Source organism: Serratia sp. LACPHL-BACT-2024-00286 (assembly GCF_043109535.1).
Taxonomy (GTDB): Bacteria; Pseudomonadota; Gammaproteobacteria; order Enterobacterales; family Enterobacteriaceae; genus Serratia; species Serratia sarumanii.
In genome coordinates this window covers 109679-132845 of sequence record NZ_JBICNA010000005.1, presented here as the reverse complement: position 1 = coordinate 132845, position 23167 = coordinate 109679, and the positions used below count along the sequence as shown (strand labels likewise).

Below are 23167 nucleotides of genomic sequence, written 5' to 3'. Positions count from 1 at the left end.
CGGGGCATTAACCCGGCGCTAATCGCACAGCGCCACGATTTCGTCGTACAACGTCCTGGGGATTTCCACGCCGTATTGCTCGCTCTGGCGCCGCTGCCGATAACGGCGTTCGCCGGGGATGCGTGCGCCTTGCGCCTGCATATCGGCAAACATCGCCTCTGCTCCGGCGAAATATTTCGCCTTATCCGCACCGAGAAAACGCTCGGGATCCAACGCGATGATCAGCTCACCGCCGTAAGGCGACGAACCGGTGCCGTCGTCATAGGCCAGCGATTCCTTGCTGGTCATATCGCCGATCAGCGGCCCGGCCAACAATTCAACCTTCGCCGCCAGCGCCGAGCCCTTATGCCCGCCGAAGGTCAGCATTGCACCCTCCAGCACGCTGGCGGCATCGGTGGACGGATTGCCCGCCTTATCAATGCCCCAGCCTTCAGGCAGCGGGGTGCCGGCGCGGCGATGCAGTTCGATTTCGCCGCGCGCCGCCGCGCTGGTGGCCATGTCGAACAAAAACGGCGGCCGATCCGCACGCGGCCAGCCGAAAGCGATGGGGTTGGTGCCGAACAGCGGTCGCGAACCGCCGGCCGGCGTCACCCACGCGTGGCTGGGCGTGCAGGCCAAGGCCACCAACCCCTGTTCGGTCAGCGGTTCGATGTCGGCCCACAGCGCGGAGAAATGCACGCAGCGGTTGATCGCCAGCGCGGCGATGCCATTGGCGCGCACCTTCTCGATAAAGACCGGCAGAGCGGTGCGGTAGGCCAGCAGGGAAAACGCGCCGCCGGCGTCGGCGCGCAAGATGGCCGGCGCCTGGTCGAACAACCTGGGCATCGCATCGGCAGAGACCTTGCCTGCCCGCAGCGATCGCACGCAGCCCAACAGCCGGTATAGCCCGTGAGAAGCGCAGCCGTCGCGTTCGCCCTGGGTGACATTTTGCGCCACCGCCTCGGCATGCGCCTGATTGAAACCGTTGCTGCGCAGCGTACGCAACGCCAGTTGATAAGCCTGTTCCAGCGACAGCACGTGCATGGATGTCATTTCGATGTCCTCCCCGAGTTCATTCTTCTTCATCGCCGATAAAATTGGCCTGGGGTAAACAGGTATAGGCGCCCCAGTAGTAAATCGCCAGCGCAATCACCGCCATGGTGAGAGTGTCCCACGGGTGGGCAATAGCGCCGATGCCGCCGAAGCTGCTGAGATAGGAAAGCCCGATCACCAGCGCATAGAAGACGATCAGCCACAGCGAGGACCAAATTTGCTGCCGGAGGCTAACGGCATGGGTCGGCACCTGATTCTTGAACAGGATGTAGATGAAGAACATCAGGATCTGCAAGCCGAGAAGCCAGGAGACGGTGTCCCAGCCGGACCAGAAGACGATCAGCGCCGAAATGATAAACGACAGCGGGCCGAGCACGCAGAAACCGCGCACCCGGAACGGACGCGGCATATCGGGCGCATTGCGCCGCAGCCCGGCGGCGGTGACCGGGGCGATGGCGTAGCTCAGCACCAGGGCGGCGGACACCACGCCGATCAGCTTTTCCCACGACGGGAACGGCAGCGTCCAGAATACCGAGAGAGCGAAGGTCAACCACAGCGCCGGGCGGGGGATGCCGGAGTCGCCATCCACCCGGGTGAACAGTTTGAAGAAGGTGCCGGCGCGCGCCCAACCGTAGATCACGCGAGGCGTGGCGTTCATATAGATGTTGCCGGTGCCGCTCGGCGAAACGATCGCGTCGCTGACCACCAGAAACGCCAGCCATCCCATGCCGAGCGTGATGGCGATGTCGCGGAACGGCAGGGAGAACTGTTGGCTGATGCCGGCCCAGCCGCCGCTCAGCATCTCGCTGGGGATACTGCCGAGAAACGCTATCTGCAGCAGCACATAGATGATGGTGGACAGCACCACCGACAGGATCAGCGCGATGGGAATGGTGCGCTGCGGCCGTTGCACCTCGCTGGCGACCGAAATGATCGGCGTCAGGCCGAGGTAGGCAAAGATGATGCCGCCGGCGGAAATGGCGGCCTCAACGCCGGCGGAACCGAAGGGGGCAAAGCCCTGGCTGTGCAGGTTTTCCGGTTTGAAAAAGCTGAACAACACCACGATCACCAGCAGCGGCACCAGAAACTTCAGCACGCTAATCAGGTTATTGGATTTGGCGAAGGTTTTGACGCTGTAATAGTTGAGCGCGAAGAAAAAGCACAGCAGCGCCAACTGCACCAGCCAGCCGACCGGGGTCGGGTCGCCGGAACCCGGCTGGCTGAGGAACGGGAACCAGGCGGCGGCGTACTGCCGGGCGGCGACGACTTCGATGGCGATCAGGCTGGAGAAGGCGATCAGCGTGATAAATCCCAGCAGATAACCCATCAGTTCGCCGTGTGAGAATACCGGATAGCGAATGATGCCGCCGGCGCGCGGCAGGGCGGCGCCCAGCTCGCAGTAGACGATGCCGAGCAGCAGCACCGCCAGGCCGCCGATCAGCCAGGAATAGATGCCGGCCGGGCCGGCGATGGAGGAGACATGGCTGGCGGCGAACAGCCAACCGGAGCCGAAGATGGCGCCCAGACCGATGAACGTCAGATCGGTGAGCGTAAGCTGCTTCTTGAATTTGCCTTGGGTTGTCATGGTATTACCCTTTTGTTATTGAGTGGCAGGCAGATGCGGCCGGGCTAATTTTGGGCAGGTGAAACCAGGGGATCTCGGGTGTAAACGCCGTTCACCAGCCGTAGCAGGTTGAGCGGGTTGGCGTCCTGCAGCGCCGGCGGCAACAGCGCTGCGGGGGTGTTTTGCAAACAGACCGGCCGCAGGAAACGCTCGATGGCCAGCGTGCCTACCGAGGTGCCGCGCGCGTCGCTGGTGGCCGGATAAGGGCCGCCGTGCACCATGGCGTCGCACACCTCCACCCCGGTCGGATACCCGTTGAACAGCACCCGACCGGCTTTGCGCGCCAACAGGGTTGTCAGCCCGGCGGCCATCGCGAGATCGTCGTCGTCCGCCAGCAGCGTGGCGGTCAACTGGCCTTGCAATGCCGCCAGCGCCGCATGCAGCTGCGCTTCGTCATCCATCGCCACCAGGATGCTGACCGGACCGAAGACCTCTTGTTGCAGCAGAGGGTCGGCCTGCAGCAGCAGCGCCCCCTCCGCCTGATAAAGCTGCGCCGCCGCGCGAAGAGCGGGCGTTTCGCTGCGGCCTGCCAGACGCCGCATACCCGGGTGGGCATCGAGGGCCGCCAGCCCGTGACGGTAGTGCTCCAGCGTGCCGGCATTCAGCATCGGCTGCGGCTCGGCGGCGTTGACCAGGGCGCTCATCGTTTCGGTCAGCCGATCGAAGGCGGCGCCGCGCAGCGCGACGATCACGCCGGGCTTGGTGCAGAACTGACCGCAGCCGAGCGTGAAGGAAGAGACCAGTTCCTGCGCGATGCGCTGCTCGCGCCGCGCCAGCGCCTTGGGCAGGATCACTACCGGGTTGATGCTCGACATTTCGGCGAAGACCGGGATAGGTTGAGGGCGTTGCGTCGCCAGATCGAAGAGCGCCCGGCCACCTTGCAGCGAGCCGGTGAATCCCACCGCCTGAATCGCCGGATGTTGGACCAAATCGGCCCCCACGCGGTTGCCGAAGATCATGTTGAAGACGCCGGCGGGCATCCCGGTGCGTTCGCGTGCGCGCTCGATCGCCTGAGCGGTCAGCTCCGCGGTGATCATATGGCCGCTGTGCGCCTTGAACACGATCGGGCAGCCGGCGGCGAGCGCGGCGGCGGTGTCGCCGCCCGCGGTGGAAAACGCCAGCGGGAAGTTGCTGGCGCCGAAGACCGCCACCGGGCCGAGCGCCGTGCGGTATTGACGCAGATCGGGGCGCGGCAGGGGGGAACGCTGCGGCAGCGCGCAGTCGATGCGCACGCCCTCGACGTCGCCGCGCCGCAGCAGCGTGGCGAACAGCCGCATCTGGCCGCTGGTTCTGGCGCGTTCGCCGCTCAACCGCGCCTGGGGCAAGGCCGTTTCCTGCATGGCGAAGGCGAAGAAAACATCATCCAACGCGTCTATCTCCTCGGCGATGGCGTCGAGAAAGTTAGCGCGTAGTTCCGCGCTGAGCTGCGAATAGGGCGCAAAAGCCGCGGCGGCGGCTTCGGCGGCGGCGGCGGTTTCTGCCGCCGTGGCCTGGTGGAAGCGGTAGCCGGTCGGCTGACCGTCGTCGGCGCGCAGGCTGAGCAGCGCCGCTTCCCCTTCGGCGCGGCGCTGGCCGCCGATAAATTGTTGGCCGCTGATGGCGGCATAGCGAGCGTTGGGCATCGGTTCCCCCGGTAGAGAAAGCATGACGCCCGGCATGGCCGGGCGGTGAAGGCGTTACAGGCCGACGTTCGGCAGCGCCGGGCGAGTGGCCAGCGCTTTATCGATCATGGCGTTGATCTCGCTGAGCGTTTCCCCCTGCAGCGCCAGGCGCGGCGGACGAGTGACGGCGCTGCCGCGGCCGACTCGCTGCTCGCAAAGCTTGATGCACTGCACCAGGTCAGGGCGGGCATCGAGGTGCAGCAGCGGCATGAACCAGCGGTACAGCGCCAATGCTTCCTCATAGCGTTTTTCCTTCGCCAGCCGGAACAGGGTTTCCCCTTCGCGCGGGAAGGCATTGGACATGCCGGAGATCCAACCTTGCGCGCCGACGGCGATGCTTTCCAGCACCACATCGTCCAACCCGGCGAACAGCACGAAGCGATCGCCGACTTCGTTGCGCAGATCGATAAAGCGGCGGGTGTCGCCCGACGAGTCTTTGAAGCACACGATGTTCTCGCAGTCGACCAGCGAGGTCAGGATGTCGGGCGTGACGTCATTTTTGTAAATGGGAGGGTTGTTGTAGACCATGATCGGCAGGTCGGTCGCGCCGGCGACGCTGCGGAAATGCGCGGCGGTTTCGTGCGGCTTGGCGGAGTAGACCAGCGCCGGCATCACCATAATCCCGTCGACGCCGGCCTTTTGCGCTTCACGCGTCATATTCTGCGCGAAGGCGGTGGTGAACTCGGCGATGCCGGCGATCACCGGCACTTTACCGTCGGCGGCGTCTCTCGCCACTTCGATCACCGCCAGCTTTTCCTGCACCGTCATTGAGGTATTTTCACCGACGGTGCCGCACACCACCAGGCCGGAGACGCCGTCGCGCACCAGGTTTTTGATCACCGTATGGGTGGCGTCGAGATCCAGAGAGAAATCGTTGCGGAACTGGGTCGTCACCGCCGGGAATACGCCGCTCCAGCTTATGGCTTTATGGCTCATCGTCTTTGTCCTGTCGTCCGTAAGTGTTAATGAAAAGTGAATCTTTGGTAAGGCTCACCGACAGATTGACCGGTATTGCGCAGGGAGGCTTGACGCTTTTCGCCGATTGCCGCGACGAAATTGGCACAATGCCGGCGGAACGCGGGCGTGAAAAATCTGGGCGCCGGCGCACCGTGAAAAGAGGGGGGTAACCAGATAAATCAGCGCGTTAAGCGGAAAGCGTCAGGCGGAAATCGCGCGGCGTGGAGCCGGTCATCGCTTTGAACTGACGGCTGAAGGCGCTGTGATCGGTGTAGCCGCACTGCAGCGCGATGTCGGTGATCGGCAGATCGCCGGCCAGCAGTTCCGTGGCCTTTTCCAGCCGCACTTTATGGATCATCTGGCGCGGGGTGAGGTGGAAGATACGTTTGCAGTAGCGTTCGATCTGCGCCACCGACAACCCGGTCAGTGCCGTCAGCTCCTCAAGCGCGATCGGCCGGGCATAGTGGCGGCGGATGTGTACGTCGATCGCCGCCAGCCGTTGGTAGGCCGGGTGATTGGCCCTGGCCTCCTGCAGATCGTGAGAAATACCCGCCATACCGATGATTTTTCCCTGCGCATCATACAGCGCCAGCTTTTGCGTCAGGCACCAGCCGGTTTCTCGGCCGTTGTACAGGTGCATTTCCAGCTGATCCTGGATCAGCACGCCGTGGCGCAATACCCGCAGATCCTGTTCGGTATAGCCGGATCCGAGCTGAGCGGGAAAAACGTCGGCGGAGGTCTTGCCCAGCAGCGGCGTGACGGTTTTGAAACCGCAGCGCCTGGCCAGCGTGAGGTTGGCCAGCAGGTAGCGGGCCTGGGCGTCTTTGATAAAGAACACCACGTTGGGGATCGCGTTCAGCAACGGCGCGATCAGCGCCAGCGTATTCAGCAGATCGCGCAGGTTGTTCGGGCGCTGCTGCGCCAGCCCGTCGCACAGGCGTGACAGATGTTCGACGGCAAAAACGTCCTCCTGCTCCGGCAGCCCCACGAGTGAAGGCGGCGAGAGAGAAACCGGAGGCTGATAGTCTGAAGTGGATCTCATAGCAGTCCCTTTTCGGTCGTTAGCCGGGAAAACAGGCGGGTCAGGTTGATGTCTTCGCATCAATATTAACTTTTCTGTAACGAATCAAGCGCTATTTCCGGCCACCTGCCAAATATGCGGATTGCCGCATACTTTTGCCGGACGGCGCGTGGCGGTTGCTTGAAAACTGCGGCGTTTCTCGTCATGCGGAGATTTAGCATGAAAGTAACGCCATGATAAATAAGTTATTGTTATGGCATTCGTTAATATCATGCCCGCAACGCGTCAGGCCTGACTTTTGTCACTATGCTGATTTCTTCATTCGCCGCGCCGAAACGCATCAAGCCGTTAAGCCCACATTCGTTCAGGCTAACGCTATTGGTAACATCTCATTAACTCAGGAGACGCCGATGGCACTTTCTGCGCATATCACCGCTTTGCGGGCGATCGATTCTCATACCGGCGGAGAGCCGACCCGCCTGATCGTGGAAGGTTTTCCCGATCTCGGCGCGGGCAGCATGGCGGAACGGCGGGCGCGCTTCGCGCAACATTATGATGATTGGCGCTGCGCGGTGATGCTCGAACCGCGCGGCAATGACGTGCTGGTGGGGGCGTTGCTGTGCCGACCCTGCTCGCCACAGGCCACCGCCGGGGTGATCTTCTTTAACAACAGCGGCTATCTGGGCATGTGCGGGCACGGCACTATCGGGCTGATCGCTTCGCTGGCGCACCTGGGGCGCATCCACGCCGGGCGTCACCTGATAGAGACCCCGGTCGGCCCGGTAAACGCCACGCTGCACGAGGACGGCAGCGTCACGGTAGAGAACGTGGCGGCTTATCGTTACCGCCGCCAGGTGCGGCTTGAGGTGGCGGGTTACGGGCCGGTGACGGGTGACATCGCCTGGGGCGGCAACTGGTTCTTCCTGATCGGCGAGTCGCCGTTGCCCATCGATAAACAAAATCTGGAGGCGTTGACCGCGTTCACCTGGGCGGTGCGGCAGACGTTGGAACTGGCGGGCATTCACGGTGAAGACGGCGGAGCGATAGACCATATCGAACTGTTCGGTGACGATCCGCAGGCCGACAGCCGCAGCTTCGTGCTGTGCCCCGGTAAAGCCTATGATCGTTCCCCGTGCGGCACCGGCACCAGCGCCAAACTGGCGTGTCTGGCGGCGGACGGCAAACTGCCGCCGGACACGCAGTGGCGGCAGGCCAGCGTGATCGGCAGCGAATTCCAGGCCTATTATCGTTGGAAAGGCGATCGCATCGCCCCCTTTATTCGCGGGCAGGCCTACGTGTGCGCCGATAGCCAGCTGCTGCTCGACGAACGCGATCCCTTCGTCTGGGGAATACGCTGATGGGCGCCGAGCGGGGAGCCGATGTCATCGTGGTCGGCGCCGGCATCATCGGCGCCGCCTGCGCCTGGCGGTTGGCGCGGGAAGGCTATCGCGTCTCGGTGGTGGACGATCGCCGCGCCGGCGCCACCGCCGCCGGCATGGGGCATCTGGTGTGCATGGACGATAATCCGGCCGAGCTGGCGTTGAGCGCTTATTCGCTGCGGTTATGGCGTGAAGTGACGGGGCGCATGCCGCAAGCGTGTGCCTGGCGCGGCTGCGGAACGCTATGGCTGGCGGATAAAGCGGATGAAATGGCCATCGCCGAGCAAAAGCGGGTGCGGCTGGCGGAGCAGGGTGTGGCCGCGGAATTGCTGACGGCGGAACAGATCGCCGCCATGGAGCCGATGCTGCGGCACGGCCTGGCCGGCGGACTGCGGGTGCCGGGCGACGGCATTCTGTATGCGCCGCTCGCGGCTCGCTGGCTGTTGGCCGACGGTGGTGCGGCAATCGACGTGGTGCACGGCGAAGCGGCAGCGCTGGAAGAGGGAGCCGTGCGGCTGGCGGACGGCAGGCGCCTGGCCGCGCCGGTGGTGCTCCTGGCCTGCGGCCTTGGGGCCAATGGCCTATTGCCGCAGACTTTGCTGTACGCCAAAAAGGGCCATCTGGCGATCACCGATCGCTACCCGCCGCGGGTGCGGCATCAACTGGTGGAGTTGGGGTATGGGGCCAGCGCGCATGCCAGCGACGGCACGTCGGTGGCATTCAATGTGCAGGCACGGCCCACCGGGCAATGGCTGATCGGTTCTTCTCGCCAGTTCGGCGCCGTCGATTCGGTGTTGGACATGCCGCTGTTGGCGGCGATGCTTGCGCGTGCGCAGCATTTCTTGCCCGCACTGGCGCAGATGAACATCATTCGCTGCTGGACCGGGCTGCGCGCCGCCTCCGCCGACGGGCTGCCGCTGTTGGGCGCGCATCCACGGCATTCCTGGCTGTGGCTGGCACTGGGGCACGAGGGATTGGGCGTCACGACCGCCCTCGGCAGCGCTGCGCTGATCGCTGCGCAGATCGGCCGGCAAACGCCGGAGATTGACGATTCCCCGTATTTGGCGGCGCGGGCGTTTGCCGCCGAGGAGCTGCCTGTATGAATGAAAGACAAAACACGATCACGTTGAGCATCGATGGCGAGCACCGCCGGGTGCCGGTTGGTCTCAGCGTTGCTGCGGCGCTCAGCCTGTGCGGCGACGATCGTTGTCGGTTGTCTGTTTCACATCAACCGCGCGCTCCCTTTTGCGGCATGGGCGTTTGTCAGGAATGCCGTGTGACCATTAACGGTCTGCGTCGCCTGGCGTGCCAAACGCTGTGCCAATCCGGCATGCGCATTGAGAGGAGCGATGATGAGTAACTTAGACTGTGAGGTGCTGATCGTCGGTGCCGGGCCGGCCGGCATGGCGGCGGCGCTGGCCGCGGCGGAAAGCGGTGGCCAGGTGCGAATGATTGATGATAATCCGCATCCCGGCGGGCAAATTTGGCGCGATGGGCCACAGGTGGTTTTGCCTGAAACGGCGAACCGCTATCGGCAGGCGGTGGCGACGAAGGAAAATATTGCGCTGCAGCCCGGTTGCAAGCTGGTGGCGCAGTGTGGCGCTAACCGATTGGCATATGAAGACGCCGATGGCTGCGGCGTGATTCGCTATCAAAAGCTGATTCTATGCAATGGCGCGCGTGAACTTCTGCTGCCGTTCCCCGGCTGGACGCTGCCGGGGGTGACTGGCGCCGGTGGTCTACAGGCGCAAATCAAGCAGGGGTTGGCTATCCGCGGCGAGCGAGTGGTGATAGCCGGCAGCGGGCCGCTGCTGTTGGCGGTGGCGAACAGCGTGAAACAGGCCGGAGGCGAGGTGGTACTGGTGGCTGAGCAGGCGCCGCTTTGGCGGTTGGCGGCGTTCGCCGGCGGCCTGTGGCGTTGGCCAGGCAAGCTGCGTCAGGCGTTTTCTCTGATGCCGCATCGTTACCGTGCCGGTAGCCGGGTGCAGGCGGCGTTGGGGCAAGAACGTTTAACCGCGGTGCGCGTCAATAACGGCGGGCGGGAAAGAACGATCGCCTGCGACAGGTTGGCCTGCGGTTTTGGTCTGGTGGCGAACATTGAGTTGGCGATGCTGCTGGGGTGTCGGATAGAACACGACGCCGTAGCGGTGGATCATTGGCAGCAAACCAGCCAGGTGCAAATTTTTGCTGCTGGGGAATGTACCGGCATCGGCGGCAGTGAATTGGCGCTCACCGAGGGCGCCATCGCCGGTTATGCTGCCACCGGGCAGCAGGAAAAGGCGGATCGCCTGGCGGCGCAGCGGCGGCGATGGCGGCGTTTCGCCACGGCGGCGGCCAGTGCCTTCGCTATCGATGAGCGCTTGGATTCGCTGGCCAAACCACAAACGCTGCTGTGCCGCTGTGAAGACGTCATGCTGGAACAGGTGCGTCATCAACCGGATTGGCACACGGCCAAGCTGGGCAGCCGCTGTGGCATGGGGGCATGTCAGGGTAAAGTTTGTGCGACGGCGGCGAGGCAGCTTTTTGGCTGGCCTTTGCCGCCGCCGCGTGTGCCTTTAACGCCGGTCAGAGCGGAAACGTTGGTTGCGCTGGGGCTGCTTGGCGATGACGACGACGGCTGAATGGGTTAGCGGGCATTCCGCACCCGGCAAACGCCGCTATATCACCATTGCGGCCAATAGTAGGTTTTCTCTCGCCAGCCTTTGCCGTACATGCAGGCTTCGATGGTGGCGTCTCGTGCGGACTGATTGCGATCGGTTTGCACTGTTTTAATCGACGGTTCCTTGTCATAGCGGTATCCCGATGGACAGTCTTTCTTATTTTTCTCGCAAGGAATGTATTTGTTTTCGTAGCTGAACTCCACGTCCCGCACTACGTCCGGCGGAAAACGTTCGTAGCCGCGACTGCGGCATTCGGCATATTCGGCATTTCGGGTACTCTCAACCGCGCCGGGCCTTTCCCATTGGGTGCAGGCGGTCAACATCAATAACGGCAAGGCAATCAAACAACGGCAATTCTTCATGGTGTCCCTAACTCTTTCTCTATCCTGAGGCTCGCTGACTAGGAATGTTCCTAACCGGTGAGGTAGGGCAGTGTAATAAACTGGCGCAATAATTGGAAATGATAATGGTTATTGTTTAGGTATGATTGAGGAAGTGCCGCTTTGAGAGAGGATGTGGCGCATTGAGTGAAGTCTGTAGGAAGCGGCGACCTCATGGCGAGGGCAGGCCGATGTGGCGCTGGTTTTATTCATTCTCTTTTTGCCGCAAGGATCCGAGCTTCATTGCATCGTTATGAGTAGAGAAATAATATGCAGGCTAAGTATTTTCTTAGCTGGTTTGAATATTATCTTTATTTAGGATATTTACCCATGCCAAGAATTTAATTCTCGGTATTAATACCCTATTTTTTTATTTCTGTTTTTTTAATGGGGTTTTATTTTCGGATTTTATCCAGAAGAGAATTTTTAGTTACAGGGAATTCATTTGCATTTTAATTTTGGATTTTTTAAATTCAGTTCAGAGGCAGGATAACCGTTCGCGACAGCTACAAAAAAGGAGTTTATTTTGTCAGGGATAAAGAAAACGCCTGAAAGTCATGACGGTTTACCTGCACCATCAGAGGATTATGATACTTTTAAGCACCTCTCCGATGTTGGCTCCGTGTTGGGATATGGGCGAACTCGCTTTTATCAGTGGTGCCGTAGCCGCGGATTTCTAACTCCGATGAACGTTCCGTCTCATGAAATGATCGCCCTGGGATATATGGTGGCGGTGTTATCAGAGACCGGCCATACCCGGGTTTACGTCACGCAGGATGGTTTCAGTTACGTCAGTGGCGCTTTTGCTGCAGATATCCAACGTGGCATGATCAAGTTTTAAATCTGCAAGAATCGCCTTTATTTCAATGGCTTTAATGCAGAATCTTCTTATCCCTGCAGGTTCGTGGGAGGAGTGGGAAGTTATCCGATTTTTTCGTCTCTGCGGTATGAATGCTACTGGAGACAGCTATTCTCTTGTTACGATAAGCATTATTTTCTTCAGGAGCCAAGGATGAAGCATTACGCCGCGTTGTTATTTGCCTCTGCACTGTTGACGGGATGTGCGACCCAAGCCGTGCCGCCGCAACAGGCTGAGTTGCCCCCCCCAAGCCGTCTGATGCTCTATCAGAATATCCCGGATACGCCTTACGCCACGGTGGTGGTGGTGCGCGACAGCGGAATGCTGGCGGGCAGCTGCCGCACCGGCGTCTATGTGAATGGGGAGTTTGCCGCTTCGCTGGAGGCGAAAGAAAAAGCAGAGTTTCGCGTGCCGCCAGGCAATGTTTCGGTCAGTATCGGGCAAGATATGATCGAGAATCACCTGTGTATTTGGCGTGAGACCGGCGGCAGTATACCGATGACGCTGCGCGCCGGTGAAAGCCGCTATCTGCGTATCGCCGGTGATCGGCAGCGTGGCTTTGTTTTGCAGGCGGGGCGACCGTAATCTGCCCTGGCAAGGGCGTTAACGCCCTTGCCACCATCCCCACAGCGTAATGAGTAGCCACGCTGCCGCAATCCAGCACAGTACCGCCGCCCCCAGAGCCAACGACAGCCGCAGACTGTTGATCAGGAAATACAGCGAGATCAAATACACCAGGTAGGGCAGCACCGCCCACATGCCAAAAATCAGCGTGGTTTTCAGCGCCGCAATGGAACGCTCGTTGCCGACAATGTAATGCGCAATCAGGGCGAAAGTGGGAAAGAGCGGGACTAAACCGGCGATATAATAGTTGCGCGTTTTGGCCAACAGGCCGATCAGAACCACGACCAGCGCGCCGATCAGCGCTTTGACAAGGATGGCCATAACGGTCTCGGGTGTGGGGGAAAGTCAACACACTGCCCGAAAGCACGTGCAAGATCAATGGGGTGTGGCGTAGCGCGGTGAAAAGCAGACCCACAAGAAGTGCGGGTCTGGGACGCAACGCTTACTGACGGTAAGCGTGCTTGATTTGCTGAATGCTGTTCTTGAAGATTTCCGCCTGGGTAGGATCTTCAATCTGGGTGATGAAACGTTCCATGTTGATGATGACTTTCCCGGCGTCGGCCTGGCCGATCGACTTCAAGATCAGCGTCAGCGTAGCTTTGAGGCAGGCAACCTCGGTCGCCAAGATTTCCGGGTTTGCAGACGTAGTGAAATCAACGTTGCTCATTTTCTCTCCTGATTTTTTGAGGCCGTAGCCTGATACAAGCTGCTTTGGCACACCACGCGCGGGCTAAACGTTGCCGCGCGCAGCGGCGAATTTAACTGGGCGCGGAGTATAGCATAGCATGCGTCCGTCATCTGCACCGGGCTTGCTCCGGTCATGCGGGTGGGCAACGTTCGCTCATTGCCATGCTGAATCATCCGCTGTCGGCCAGTTATTTCGAGGTGGTTAACAAGTATTTGTCCGGCACGTTATTGTTGAACAATGGGGGGGATTATAATTATTTGGGCGGGGAACACCGATTTTACCGGCGTTTGCCGAGAATAATAGTTTCGAACGCGGGTTGCCAAACCCACGTTGGCGGCGGATTTCGTTACGCCTTTAAATATCAAATGATTACAAACAGCCAACGGCCGTGTTAATATTATGCATGTCGCGATTGCTTACACAGATTTCTCACGCGCAACATGATTGCCGCGCTATCCTGTGTTTGGTGCAGCGCCGCGCAATTATTTTCGTCGTCCGATCTTTTCCAACGTGACGATTTATCGGCGGCATAGACGGCTAAAATTGAAAAATCAGCTCTGCTCCGCAAAGTTATTCGAAAGTATGTATTAATCTGTGTTCATTCTTGTCTGAAAAACAAGTAATATCTCTGGCGAAAACAGAGGCCGATTGCGTTACTCCCTTTTTTTGGAGATTTTTCCTTGATTAGCGTTCTTCTTGTTGATGACCACGAACTGGTGCGCGCAGGGATACGACGCATTCTTGAAGATATCAAAGGTATAAAAGTTGTCGGTGAGGCTCAGTGCGGTGAAGACGCCGTAAAATGGTGCCGTGGCAACGCTGTCGATATCGTGCTGATGGACATGAATATGCCGGGCATTGGCGGGCTGGAAGCCACGCGCAAGATTGTGCGTTATGCACCCGACGTCAAAGTCATCATGTTGACCATCCATACTGAAAATCCTTTGCCCGCGAAGGTGATGCAGGCGGGTGCCGCCGGTTACCTGAGCAAGGGCGCCGCGCCGCAGGAAGTGATTAACGCCTTGCGTTCCGTGCATGCGGGGCAGCGCTATATCGCGTCTGATATCGCCCAGCAGATGGCCCTGAGTCAGCTGGAGCCGCAGGCTGAAACGCCGTTCAGCTGCCTGTCTGAACGCGAGTTACAGATCATGTTGATGATCACCAAAGGCAAAAAGGTGAATGAGATCTCGGAGCAACTGAGTCTCAGCCCGAAAACGGTGAACAGCTACCGTTACCGCATGTTCAGCAAACTGAATATCAGCGGCGACGTCGAATTGACTCACCTGGCCATCCGACATGGATTGTTCAATGCGGAGACGTTGTTAAGCAGTGAATGACCGTTTTGATGCCAAAGCCTTCCTGAGTACCGTCACCAGCCAGCCCGGCGTCTACCGTATGTACGACGCCACGGGTACGGTGATCTACGTCGGTAAAGCCAAAGACCTGAAAAAGCGTCTCGCCAGCTATTTTCGGCAGCAGGTCAGCAGCCGTAAAACCGAGACGCTGGTTAAAAATATCGCGCAAATAGACGTAACGGTTACCCATACCGAAACAGAAGCGCTGCTGTTGGAACATAACTACATTAAATTGTACCAACCGCGATATAATGTTCTTTTGCGAGACGATAAATCTTACCCACTGATTTTTCTCAGTGCGGATACCCATCCCCGTTTGGCGGTGCATCGCGGCGCCAAACACGCCAAGGGCGAATATTTCGGGCCTTTTCCCAACTCTTACGCCGTACGCGAAACGCTGGCGCTGCTGCAGAAGCTGTTCCCGATCCGCCAGTGCGAAAACAGCGTATATCGCAACCGGTCGCGCCCGTGCCTGCAGTATCAGATCGGCCGCTGTCTGGGGCCTTGTGTTGCCGGCCTGGTGAGCGAAGAAGAATACCGGCAGCAGGTGGACTACGTACGGCTGTTTCTTTCGGGCAAAGATCAGCAGGTATTGCACCAGCTGATTGCGCGTATGGAAGAAGCCAGCAAACTGCTTAATTTCGAAGAGGCGGCGCGCATTCGCGATCAAATTCAGGCCGTGCGCCGCGTCACCGAGCGGCAGTTCGTGTCGGGCGACAGCGACGATCTGGACGTGATCGGCGTGGCGTTCGATGCCGGTATGGCGTGCCTGCACGTGCTGTTCATCCGTCAGGGCAAGGTGCTGGGCAGCCGCAGCTATTTCCCTAAAGTGCCGGGCGGCACGGATATGGGCGAAGTGGTGCAGACCTTTGTCGGTCAGTTCTATCTGCAGGGCAGCCAGGCGCGCACGCTGCCCGGCGAGATCCTGCTGGATTTCAGCCTGCCGGAAAAAGACCTGCTTGCGGAGTCGCTCTCCGAGTTGGCGGGGCGCAAGATCCAAATTCAAAGCAAACCTCGTGGCGACCGCGCCCGTTATCTGAAGCTGGCGCGTACCAACGCGGCAACGGCGTTGACCACCAAGCTTTCGCAACAGTCGACTATTCATCAGCGGCTGGCGGAATTGGCCAAGGTGCTGAACCTGACGGAAATCAACCGCATGGAGTGCTTCGATATCAGCCACACTATGGGCGAACAGACCGTGGCTTCGTGCGTGGTGTTCGACGGTAGCGGCCCGGTGCGAGCGGAGTATCGGCGCTACAATATCAGCGGCATCACTCCCGGCGATGACTACGCGGCGATGACGCAGGTGCTGAAGCGCCGTTACGGCAAGGCGCTGGAAGAGAAAAAGATCCCGGATGTCATCTTTATCGACGGCGGTAAAGGGCAGCTCGGCATGGCGATCGAGGTCTTCAAATCGCTGAACGTTACCTGGGACAAGAATAAGCCGCTGCTGATTGGCATCGCCAAAGGCGCCGATCGCAAGGCCGGATTGGAAACGTTGTTCTTCGTGCCGGAAGGCGAGGGGATTTCGCTGCCGCCGGATTCGCCGGCGCTGCATGTGATCCAACACATCCGCGACGATTCGCACAATCATGCGATTACCGGCCACCGGCAGAGAAGGGCGAAAGTCAGAAATACCAGCGCATTGGAGCTGATTGAAGGCGTAGGGCCGAAACGGCGTCAGGTGCTGTTGAAGTATATGGGCGGACTGCAACCTTTGTTGAACGCCAGCGTGGAGGAAATTGCAAAAGTGCCGGGTATTTCACAAGCATTGGCAGAAAAGATCTACAATGCATTGAAACACTGAGGGCAATGTAGCAACATACTCTTAATTTCCACTCTAGCCAGATAGTTACCGTAGCATTATGCAATTGAATATACCGACTTGGCTTACCCTGTTTCGCGTAGTTCTGATCCCATTCTTTGTGCTGGCGTTTTATCTGCCGTTCAACTGGGCTCCGATGGTTTGCGCCGTTATCTTTGTGTTCGCCGCCGTCACCGACTGGTTTGACGGCTTTCTGGCACGCCGCTGGAAACAAACGACGCGCTTCGGGGCGTTTTTGGATCCGGTCGCGGACAAAGTGATGGTGGCGGTGGCGCTGGTGCTGGTGGCGGAGCACTACCACAGCTGGTGGATCACGCTGCCGGCGGCCACCATGATCGCCCGTGAAATCATCATTTCGTCGCTGCGCGAGTGGATGGCGGAAATTGGCAAGCGCAGCAGCGTGGCGGTATCCTGGATCGGCAAAGTGAAAACCATGGCGCAGATGATGTCGCTGGTGGGTTTGCTGTGGCGGCCGGATCGCTCCGTAGAGTATGTGGCGATTGGCTTGCTGTATATCGCGGCGGTGCTGACTTTCTGGTCGATGTTCCAATATTTGAAAGCGGCGCGCAACGATCTGCTGGAACCGTGATCGATACGCTGCAAAAATCGGCAAACGATCGTGATGAGCCAACAATTTTATTGACTCATCACGTCAGGCAAGTAGAATGCATCGCATCAGACGACAACGATGAATTGCCGAAAGATAGCAAATAAATCAGTCAGTTCTGGTAATGCGGGAATAGCTCAGTTGGTAGAGCGCAACCTTGCCAAGGTTGAGGTCGCGAGTTCGAGCCTCGTTTCCCGCTCCAAACATTAGCCTGTTGAATCCCCGTGATTCGGCAGGTAAGCGAAAAGGGGCTTCGGCCCCTTTTTCGTTTTCTATTCCTTTGCCGTCCGGTGAAACCCTTCTTCATCCGCTAGCTCGATTATTGCCACTATATCTGCTGTCGTTTTCATACCCCAGGATGCATCCGTTGCATGGTGCAATCAGGCACATTTGATTGGGCGCCGTACGGTGCACAATCTGACGTCAGTCTCCAGCCTTGCAGTTGCGTTGGCCGTTCGGGGCAGCGGCACCGGAGATTCATGATAATGTTATGCCTGATATCCCATCACCATAAGCAAGTGAAAAGCCGCAGAGGGCGCGGGTAAGCGATTCCTGCCGAGAAAAAAGATCCGATTTGCCCGTGAATCCCTGAACCGATGCATATAAAATCAACATTTCGCTTGCCTTTCCGTTGGCATTGTGAACAGTGCGCCCACAAAATAAGCAGTTGAAAGCGTTAGAGAACTTTTTGCTATTTCGGGGGGTTGCCAAGGTGGGGGGTTTAGTCCATAATGCAGTCCATCGATTCGGCGGTAACGAAATAAATTACTTAAGAATCAGATGATTAAGATAAGCGATTTCAACATCGCCGATCAAAAGAACAAAACGAAGTGGGTGAATCACCGGCTTTGGCCTGAAAAGGCAAACAGAATAAAGGCGCGTTAACAAAGCGGTTATGTAGCGGATTGCAAATCCGTCCAGTCCGGTTCGACTCCGGAACGCGCCTCCAACTTTCCCGAGCCCGGGTGGTGAAATCGGTAGACACAAGGGATTTAAAATCCCTCGGCTTATGGCTGTGCGGGTTCAAGTCCCGCCCCGGGTACCAGGGAACGAAAATACCGAATAATCAAAGCAATAAGTAGTAATGTCGTAGACCGCCGAGAGGCGGTTTTTTTGTGCCTGAAATTCGCGTTACACCTGTATTCTTCCCTTTTTTGTCATACCCCATGCCCATGGATTGTCATCCTGCTTGCAGGGAGCCCCGCAGGGCTCCGCAGTACCAATCATAAGAAACCGAACGCCGCAGCGAGGATCCAGCCGAAGACGCAGGAGACGCTAACGCCGATCAGGCCGGGCAGAATAAAGCTGTGGTTGATCACGAAGCGGCCGATGCGGGTGGTGCCGGAGCGGTCGAACTGGATCGCTGCCAGATCGCTGGGATAGGTTGGCAGAATGTAATAGCCGTAGCAGGCCGGCGCCGAAGCGACGATATAGGCCGGGTTGACGCCGATCGCCAGCGCCACCGGCACCAGTGCCGCCAGCGCGGCGGCCTGCGAGTTGACGAATTTCGACACCAGCAGCAGGATCAGCGCATAGGCCCAGGGGTACTCTTTCACCAGCACGCCCAGGGTGGCTTCGATCTGCGCCAGGTGCGCGCCGAACATGGTTTCCGCCATCCAGGCGACGCCATACACCGCCACAATGGCGATCATGCCGGAGCGGAACACTTCGTTTTTAGAGATAGACGCCGGGTTGGTGCGGGTAATGATGACGATCAGCGCCCCGGCCATCAACATGCACATCTGGATCACCAGGACCATGGAGAGCGGCTTGCCGCCGAAGCTGGGCCGCAGCTCGGAAAATGCCCCCAGCACCGCCACCAGGGCGATGGTAGCGAGGAAAATCCACATGGCGATCCAGTTGCTGCGTGGCAGCACCCGGTCCAGCAAGGTGGCGGCATCGCCATAGACGTAGCGATGGTTCTCCGGCACCGAGATGAATTTCTGGAACTCCGGATCTTTGTCCAGGTCTTTGCCGCGGAACCAGCTGAAGATGCCGATCGCCAGAATGCCGCACAGGGTGGAAGGAATGGTGATCGACAGCAGATCGAGGAATTCCAGATGGCGGCCATTGAAGGTATAGCTGCTGAGCATCGCCACCAGTGAAACGACCGCTACCGAAACCGGGCTGGCGATAATGCCCATCTGCGCGCCGATCGAACTGGCCGCCATCGGCCGTTCCGGGCGGATGTTATTTTTGATCGCCACGTCATAAATGATCGGCAAGATGGTGTACACCACGTGCCCGGTGCCGCACAGAATAGTGAGAATGCAGGTCACGAACGGTGCGATGATCGAGACGTAACGTGGGTTGCGCCGCAGCATCCGTTCGGCGATTTGCAGCATCACGTCCAGCCCGCCAGAGGCCTGCAGGGTGGCGGAGGCCGCCACCACCGCGATGATCACCAGCATTACGTCTACCGGTGGTTTGCCGGGCTGCAGGTGAAAGCCGAACACCAGGATCATCAACCCGATACCGCCCAGTAACCCCAGCGCAATGCCGCCCTTGCGCGCCCCATACAGCAGGCATGCCAATATAACCGCTAATTGCAGAAAGAAATCCATGATAGATGCGCCTTAATAATGTTGAACTTAACTGCGTTCAGTTTCCGGCGGCGGTTACAACAGAAAGTTGTTTTAAATCTAAAGGCGCTAAAAAATTGTGGTTATTAACGCTAAAGAGTGATGGTGCTCACACTCAGTGAATCAAGGGGGAAGAAGCCACCAGCACGAAAAAGCAAGCCAACAGGTCAGACCTCTACTATATGAAAGGTTTACTGATCCGAGGAGAAAACCATGGACCCGACAAAAATGACCGGGCTGGCGCTGTTACAGGCTGCAATGGCCGGCAAGATCCCAGCGGCCTCGATCGCTGAAACCGTGCCCATGAAGCCGGTTGCGGTGGAAGAAGGGTATATCCGCATCGTGGCGCGGGCAGACGGGCGCCATCTGAATCCGCTAGGTGGCGTACATGGCGGCTTTGCCGCCACGGTATTGGACTCGGTGACCGGTTGCGCGGTGCACAGTACGCTGGGCGCAGGCGTAGGTTACGGCACCGTCGATCTGCAGGTAAAAATGCTGCGCCCTGTGCCGAAGGAGAGTGACCTGATCGCCGAGGGGCGTCTGGTCTATGCGGCGAAGAACGTCGCTTTCGCTGAAGGCACGCTCAAAACGGCAGGAGGGAAGCTGCTGGCTTCGGCAACCGCCACTTGTTTTATCATTCGCCCCACCGAACAAGCACCGCAATAACCTGCTCGTTATCGGGCTTCGGGCTATCAACCCGGGGCCCGATGCATTTCTCTTCGGCTGCATAGATTGCTACGCTACGATGACAGGCGCGATACGCCATTGTGGTCTAGTATTCTTGAGTAAAAATTTATCGGAGTGATTATGCAGCCGTATAAAGAGGTTGAGTTTGATCATGAGCTTTGTCTGGCGATCGGCAAAGCCGTATTAGACGTGGTGGCGCAGGGGGAGGAAACCAGCGCTCCGGCGGTGATGAACGCGATTGAGCGGTCGGTGGAACAGGGGTTGAATGACGACGAAACGGCCATCGCCGACGACGCCCTGGATTTGATGGCTCGTCTCGTTCACGGCTTCAGCTTCATAAATCTAGCGGATGAAGAGGATACTTCCCATGCATTGGTTGAATTTCAAACGCTACAAGAGTGACGTTGCCAAACAGGCCGTGCCGCCGCATTTGAATGCGGCTGAATTTGCGCGGCATTACGCCGACAAGCCGCAAGCCGATACGGAAGAGTATCTTTCGCTGAGCGGGGAGATGTGCTGGGATGCGGTGGTGCTGTGCGCCCACCGTTCAGGCGCGCTCAGCAAGGCGAAATACAAGCAGCTGTGGCAGACGGTATTCGATAAGCAATACAAACATTTCGTCAGCCCGGACGATACCGAGATCCGCACCATGGCGGATATGTTGCGCGCGCCGCAGGGATGTTTTATCGGCATATTTTCCCTGCGTGACGCGACGGCGCCCCGCTTGCTGCATGCCATGATCGGCACCGGTGCAGGCTTTGCCGCCGGCAATAAAAATCTTTGCATCGGCGTGGGGGGCGCGGTCGGCTGGGAAAATCTCAATCTGGCGCGCGATCTGCGCTGGCAGCCGGAAGGCGGTTTTTTACGCCAGGGCGACAACGAAGTGCTGCGCATTTTTTACCGGCCTTTCCCCGCCTGAGCCGGTTCGCCGGCTTTTAGAGTAAAAAAACCGCCGTCTGGCGGTTTTTTGTTGGCGCGTGTCGCCCCTTATTTGAACCCGCCGTTGCGAATGAACTCGAGACCGGCGGCGGTGATCCGCGTTTGATGCGGGTCGATATCATAGTTGTTCTCGTCGATGTCACTCATCACATAGGCCTGTATCAGGCCCTTGGTTTTGAGATAAGAGAAGGGATCGGCGAAGGCGTGCGGGCTGGTGGCGTCTTGTTTCCACAGTTCATAGGTTTTTTCATCCAGCGTGCCGGGGTGATTGGCGGCCAGCCGGGTCAGGATCTGATTGTAGAACGCATAGTCGGTCATGATGCGGTCCTCTTTATCGCGAGCGACAGTCTCGGAAAATGGCGGTAAGGTCTTTCAATCATAGCCGATGTTTTCCGCCGTCGGCATGGGGTTAGCCGCGTTGGCTTTCAATCCAGTGGAACAGACGTGAAATGCTCAAGGTGATATCACCGATGTTGAAGAGTGCGCCAAGCCACAGGGCGAGCATAACCAGGATGCCGATGATGATGGAAAGGTCCATCGTGCTCATGATTATGTTCTTCATTAATAAAGGTGTGCGGCAAAGCGTGCCACCAATCCCGCTTGCCATAAAATGCGCTGCGCATTATTCCTTTTGAAATCAAAGTAAAAAAGCCACCCAAACGGGTGGCTTTTGTGTTTTCGCGCCGATCAATCCAGCTTGGGATGCTGGTCGATCAGGATCTGCTTTTTCTTTTCCAATTCGGCGATCTGCGCGTTGATGTCCTCGACTTTCTGTTCGATGTTGTCGTAGGTCTCCTGCAGCAGCTCTTTCGCTTCTGAGCGATCAGAAGCGGCCGGCGTCGCGCCGCGCAGCGGCTTGTTGGCGGTTTCTTTCATGTACAGACCGGTGATAAGACCGATCACCGCCACCACCATCAGGTAGTAGGCCGGCATGTACAGGTTGCCGGTCGCTTCGACCAGCCAGGCGGCGGCGGTCGGCGTCGCACCGGCGATCAGCACCGAAATGTTGAACGAAATTGCCAGCGCGCTGTAACGGATGTGCGTCGGGAACATCGCCGGCAGAATCGAGGCCATCACCCCGGTGAAGGAGTTGAGCAGCACCGCCAGCACCAGCAGACCGACGAAGATCAGGCCAATCACGTTGCTGTTGATCAGAATGAAGCACGGGATCGCCAGCGCCAACAGGCCGATGCTGCCGCCGATAATGAACGGCTTACGGCCGATGCGGTCGCTGGTCAGGCCGATCACCGGCTGTACGAACAGCATGCCGATCATGATGGCGATGATGATCAGAACGCCGTGATCTTCCGAGTAGTGCAGGTTATGCGACAGGTAGCTCGGCATATAGGTCAACAGCATGTAATAGGTCACGTTGGTGGAAATCACGATACCGACACACACCAGCAAACTTTTCCAGTGTTTGGCCGCGATCTCTTTGAACGAGGTTTTCGGCGGATTTTCGATGGCGTTGCGGTCCTCTTTCTCCATCTTGTCCACGTGCTGCTGGAACGCCGGGGTTTCTTCCAGCGCATGGCGCAGATAGAGACCGATCAGGCCCAACGGCGCGGCGATGAAGAACGGAATGCGCCAGCCCCAGTCGAGGAAGTTGGCTTCGCCGACGATGCTGGAGATCAGCACCACCACGCCTGCGCCCATCACAAAGCCGGCGATGGAGCCGAAGTCCAGCCAGCTGCCCATAAAGCCGCGTTTGCGGTCCGGCGAGTATTCGGCGACGAAGATCGCCGCACCGGAATATTCACCGCCGACGGAGAAGCCCTGCGCCAGCTTGGCCAGCAGCAGCAGGATCGGTGCCCAGATACCGATCGACGCATAGGACGGGATCAGGCCGATACAGAAGGTGCTGACCGCCATGATGATAATGGTCACCGAGAGCACCTTTTGGCGACCGAACTTATCGCCCATGGCGCCGAAGAACAGGCCGCCGAGCGGACGCACCAGGAAGGGCACGGAGAAGGTCGCCAGCGCGGCGATCATTTGCACGCCGGGAGAGGCGCCGGGGAAGAAGACCTGGCCAAGCGCATAGGCGACAAAGCCGTATACGCCGAAGTCGAACCACTCCATCGCGTTGCCCAGGGCCGCCGCGGTGATCGCCTTCTTGAGTTTGCTGTCATCGATGATGGTGATGTCGTTAATGTGCATCGGTTTATGTCGTTTTTTTCTTAACTTCATATAATCATCCCTTAATGAATTATTCGTTGTTCGTGAAAGCGTAATCTCCGTTCACTGTTGTTTTCGAGTTATCAAATCGGCTAATCGAATCGCGGTT

The 23167-nt window shown here is 58.6% G+C and carries 24 protein-coding genes and 3 tRNA genes; 15 read left to right on the top strand and 12 right to left on the bottom strand.

Going from position 1 to position 23167, the window contains the following annotated elements; all coding sequences use genetic code 11:
• Window positions 1–18: 18 nt before the first annotated feature.
• The 5 genes from ACF8MC_RS16330 to ACF8MC_RS16310 form a co-directional block, all read right to left on the bottom strand.
• The gene (locus tag ACF8MC_RS16330) at window positions 19–1032 is read right to left on the bottom strand and encodes an Ldh family oxidoreductase (protein WP_164104779.1); all 1014 of its coding nucleotides are present in this window, start codon (window positions 1030–1032) and stop codon (window positions 19–21) included.
• Window positions 1033–1051: 19 nt separating this feature from the next.
• Entirely contained in the window at window positions 1052–2617 is a 1566-nt protein-coding gene (locus ACF8MC_RS16325; RefSeq protein WP_033646537.1) for an APC family permease, read from the bottom strand.
• A 44-nt stretch (window positions 2618–2661) separates the two neighbouring features.
• Window positions 2662–4278, bottom strand: coding sequence for an aldehyde dehydrogenase (NADP(+)) (locus ACF8MC_RS16320; RefSeq protein ID WP_103773890.1), 1617 nt, complete (start codon window positions 4276–4278; stop codon window positions 2662–2664).
• Window positions 4279–4332: 54 nt separating this feature from the next.
• A complete protein-coding gene (locus tag ACF8MC_RS16315; protein ID WP_164104780.1) occupies window positions 4333–5253 on the bottom strand; it encodes a dihydrodipicolinate synthase family protein in 921 nt (306 codons plus the stop codon).
• A 208-nt stretch (window positions 5254–5461) separates the two neighbouring features.
• Complete coding sequence (locus ACF8MC_RS16310) at window positions 5462–6316, bottom strand: AraC family transcriptional regulator (RefSeq protein WP_033637947.1); 855 nt, start codon at window positions 6314–6316, stop codon at window positions 5462–5464.
• Window positions 6317–6705: 389 nt separating this feature from the next.
• On the opposite strand from ACF8MC_RS16310, the gene ACF8MC_RS16305 reads away from it, so the two are divergent.
• The 4 genes from ACF8MC_RS16305 to ACF8MC_RS16290 are packed head-to-tail and all read left to right on the top strand — an operon-like array spanning window position 6706 to window position 10295.
• Window positions 6706–7653 (top strand): 4-hydroxyproline epimerase, encoded by a 948-nt coding sequence (locus ACF8MC_RS16305; protein WP_101426773.1) that lies wholly within the window; start codon window positions 6706–6708, stop codon window positions 7651–7653.
• On the top strand, window positions 7653–8777 hold the full coding sequence (locus ACF8MC_RS16300; RefSeq protein ID WP_103773891.1) for an FAD-binding oxidoreductase: 1125 nt from the start codon (window positions 7653–7655) through the stop codon (window positions 8775–8777). The genes ACF8MC_RS16305 and ACF8MC_RS16300 overlap by 1 nt, the downstream gene beginning before the upstream one ends.
• On the top strand, window positions 8774–9034 hold the full coding sequence (locus ACF8MC_RS16295; protein WP_072269985.1) for a (2Fe-2S)-binding protein: 261 nt from the start codon (window positions 8774–8776) through the stop codon (window positions 9032–9034). Before ACF8MC_RS16300 ends, ACF8MC_RS16295 begins: the two co-directional genes overlap by 4 nt.
• Window positions 9027–10295, top strand: coding sequence for an FAD/NAD(P)-binding oxidoreductase (locus ACF8MC_RS16290; RefSeq protein WP_164104781.1), 1269 nt, complete (start codon window positions 9027–9029; stop codon window positions 10293–10295). The genes ACF8MC_RS16295 and ACF8MC_RS16290 overlap by 8 nt, the downstream gene beginning before the upstream one ends.
• Window positions 10296–10336: 41 nt before the next feature.
• On the opposite strand, the gene ACF8MC_RS16285 is transcribed toward ACF8MC_RS16290, so the two are convergent.
• A complete protein-coding gene (locus ACF8MC_RS16285) occupies window positions 10337–10696 on the bottom strand; it encodes a hypothetical protein (protein WP_033637955.1) in 360 nt (119 codons plus the stop codon).
• Between the two features lie 544 nt (window positions 10697–11240).
• Here ACF8MC_RS16285 and ACF8MC_RS16280 point away from each other — a divergent pair.
• The gene (locus tag ACF8MC_RS16280; protein WP_033637956.1) at window positions 11241–11555 is read left to right on the top strand and encodes a hypothetical protein; all 315 of its coding nucleotides are present in this window, start codon (window positions 11241–11243) and stop codon (window positions 11553–11555) included.
• Between the two features lie 171 nt (window positions 11556–11726).
• A complete protein-coding gene (locus ACF8MC_RS16275; protein ID WP_047568120.1) occupies window positions 11727–12158 on the top strand; it encodes a hypothetical protein in 432 nt (143 codons plus the stop codon).
• Between the two features lie 18 nt (window positions 12159–12176).
• Here ACF8MC_RS16275 and ACF8MC_RS16270 read toward each other — a convergent pair whose 3' ends face one another.
• Window positions 12177–12518: a GlpM family protein gene (locus ACF8MC_RS16270; RefSeq protein ID WP_033637958.1), complete on the bottom strand. Its 342-nt coding sequence runs from the start codon at window positions 12516–12518 to the stop codon at window positions 12177–12179.
• A 121-nt stretch (window positions 12519–12639) separates the two neighbouring features.
• Window positions 12640–12864, bottom strand: coding sequence for a DUF2594 family protein (locus tag ACF8MC_RS16265; RefSeq protein WP_164104782.1), 225 nt, complete (start codon window positions 12862–12864; stop codon window positions 12640–12642).
• A 701-nt stretch (window positions 12865–13565) separates the two neighbouring features.
• On the opposite strand from ACF8MC_RS16265, the gene uvrY reads away from it, so the two are divergent.
• From uvrY to ACF8MC_RS16235, 6 genes are all read left to right on the top strand, one after another.
• On the top strand, window positions 13566–14222 hold the full coding sequence (gene uvrY, locus ACF8MC_RS16260; protein WP_004927947.1) for a UvrY/SirA/GacA family response regulator transcription factor: 657 nt from the start codon (window positions 13566–13568) through the stop codon (window positions 14220–14222).
• Complete coding sequence (gene uvrC / locus ACF8MC_RS16255; RefSeq protein WP_103829385.1) at window positions 14215–16047, top strand: excinuclease ABC subunit UvrC; 1833 nt, start codon at window positions 14215–14217, stop codon at window positions 16045–16047. Before uvrY ends, uvrC begins: the two co-directional genes overlap by 8 nt.
• Window positions 16048–16105: 58 nt before the next feature.
• The gene (gene pgsA / locus ACF8MC_RS16250; RefSeq protein ID WP_033637960.1) at window positions 16106–16654 is read left to right on the top strand and encodes a CDP-diacylglycerol--glycerol-3-phosphate 3-phosphatidyltransferase; all 549 of its coding nucleotides are present in this window, start codon (window positions 16106–16108) and stop codon (window positions 16652–16654) included.
• Between the two features lie 144 nt (window positions 16655–16798).
• Window positions 16799–16874 (top strand) — tRNA-Gly (locus ACF8MC_RS16245).
• A 673-nt stretch (window positions 16875–17547) separates the two neighbouring features.
• Window positions 17548–17621: transfer RNA gene (locus tag ACF8MC_RS16240), tRNA-Cys, on the top strand.
• Window positions 17622–17631: 10 nt separating this feature from the next.
• Window positions 17632–17717 (top strand) — tRNA-Leu (locus ACF8MC_RS16235).
• 178 nt (window positions 17718–17895) lie between these two features.
• On the opposite strand, the gene ACF8MC_RS16230 is transcribed toward ACF8MC_RS16235, so the two are convergent.
• Window positions 17896–19236: an anaerobic C4-dicarboxylate transporter gene (locus ACF8MC_RS16230; RefSeq protein WP_033646470.1), complete on the bottom strand. Its 1341-nt coding sequence runs from the start codon at window positions 19234–19236 to the stop codon at window positions 17896–17898.
• Between the two features lie 231 nt (window positions 19237–19467).
• On the opposite strand from ACF8MC_RS16230, the gene ACF8MC_RS16225 reads away from it, so the two are divergent.
• The 3 genes from ACF8MC_RS16225 to ACF8MC_RS16215 all read left to right on the top strand — a co-directional run bounded on the left by ACF8MC_RS16225 (window position 19468) and on the right by ACF8MC_RS16215 (window position 20860).
• Window positions 19468–19920: a PaaI family thioesterase gene (locus tag ACF8MC_RS16225; protein WP_033638002.1), complete on the top strand. Its 453-nt coding sequence runs from the start codon at window positions 19468–19470 to the stop codon at window positions 19918–19920.
• A gap of 141 nt (window positions 19921–20061) precedes the next feature.
• A complete protein-coding gene (locus ACF8MC_RS16220; RefSeq protein ID WP_033638003.1) occupies window positions 20062–20343 on the top strand; it encodes a hypothetical protein in 282 nt (93 codons plus the stop codon).
• Window positions 20309–20860 carry a hypothetical protein gene (locus ACF8MC_RS16215; protein WP_033638004.1) on the top strand — a complete coding sequence of 184 codons (552 nt, stop codon included), beginning with the start codon at window positions 20309–20311 and terminating at the stop codon, window positions 20858–20860. The genes ACF8MC_RS16220 and ACF8MC_RS16215 overlap by 35 nt, the downstream gene beginning before the upstream one ends.
• A 68-nt stretch (window positions 20861–20928) precedes the next feature.
• On the opposite strand, the gene ACF8MC_RS16210 is transcribed toward ACF8MC_RS16215, so the two are convergent.
• The 3 genes from ACF8MC_RS16210 to proP form a co-directional block, all read right to left on the bottom strand.
• Window positions 20929–21198: a hypothetical protein gene (locus ACF8MC_RS16210; RefSeq protein WP_033654147.1), complete on the bottom strand. Its 270-nt coding sequence runs from the start codon at window positions 21196–21198 to the stop codon at window positions 20929–20931.
• A 91-nt stretch (window positions 21199–21289) separates the two neighbouring features.
• The gene (locus ACF8MC_RS16205; RefSeq protein ID WP_162062229.1) at window positions 21290–21427 is read right to left on the bottom strand and encodes a hypothetical protein; all 138 of its coding nucleotides are present in this window, start codon (window positions 21425–21427) and stop codon (window positions 21290–21292) included.
• Window positions 21428–21567: 140 nt separating this feature from the next.
• Entirely contained in the window at window positions 21568–23070 is a 1503-nt protein-coding gene (proP, locus tag ACF8MC_RS16200; protein ID WP_063989496.1) for a glycine betaine/L-proline transporter ProP, read from the bottom strand.
• Window positions 23071–23167 lie beyond the last annotated feature (97 nt).